The sequence below is a fragment of the Corynebacterium sp. HMSC074A01 genome, assembly GCF_001831515.1.
Taxonomy (GTDB): Bacteria; Actinomycetota; Actinomycetes; order Mycobacteriales; family Mycobacteriaceae; genus Corynebacterium.
The window spans coordinates 122482-123323 of record NZ_KV825619.1; the positions used below are offsets into that span (position 1 = coordinate 122482).

The following is an 842-nucleotide window of genomic DNA, read 5'->3' on the forward strand; positions in this document are numbered from 1 at the left end:
GCGGCCGGACTTGAGCTTGCCCAATTGCAGGCACACGGCATCCAACACGACCGCGCAAAGCAGTTACGCGACACCGCGAGCGTGTTGTGCGGGAAAACCTCGCACACCAAGTACCAGGCGCGTGCCCAGGAAGGCGCGCGTGTCAACGGCCACCGGTTGGACACACTTGCCTACATCACCCGCTCCGCCCGCTCCCTCAAAGACGTAACCAAGCGCTGGCACTACATCGAGCGCTTGTGCAACACCGCCGGGGACCTGGCGCGCATCCGACGCGTCGCCGCAGAACTCAAAGCCGAGTTGCAGGCGCCTGAGCCGCGCACCCCGAAAGCACGGGTCACCCACCACGGGGATGGGTACGCCACCTTGCGCCTGACCGGCCCCGCCGCCGACGTCCAAGGCGTCTTTGATGCTGCGAAGAACGACGTGACCGGCTGGCTGAACGGCGGGTGCCCGAAAGCGGAGTACCTGGTGCGCGTGACCGCCAACCTGGACCTGGGTGATTACCTGCGCATTATCGCAGGCGAAGGCAACGACGTCCAGGTCCACTTCGACAACGGGGTAATCGTGTCCGGTGAAGAGTTTGTGCGCATGCAGCTCGAAGACATCGGCGCGATCATCCTCATCGGCGTCATGGACGGACCGGTCAACGCCTACCACGCACGCTTCGCCACCCCGAAACACCGAGAAGTCATGCTGGCGGATTCCACCACGTGCACCTGGAAAGGCTGCAAGGCACCAGCCTCGGAGTGCGATGCCCACCACATGGTCGAGCACCAACACGGAGGAGAGACCACACCCTCCAACCTTGGGTGGTTATGCAAGTACCACAACTCGCAGGCCGC

1 protein-coding gene is annotated in these 842 nt (G+C 63.9%); it reads left to right on the top strand.

The features are described 5' to 3' along the window. Window positions 1-842 (top strand): HNH endonuclease signature motif containing protein (locus HMPREF2550_RS12275; protein ID WP_070790505.1); only part of this gene is annotated, 842 nt, incomplete at both ends.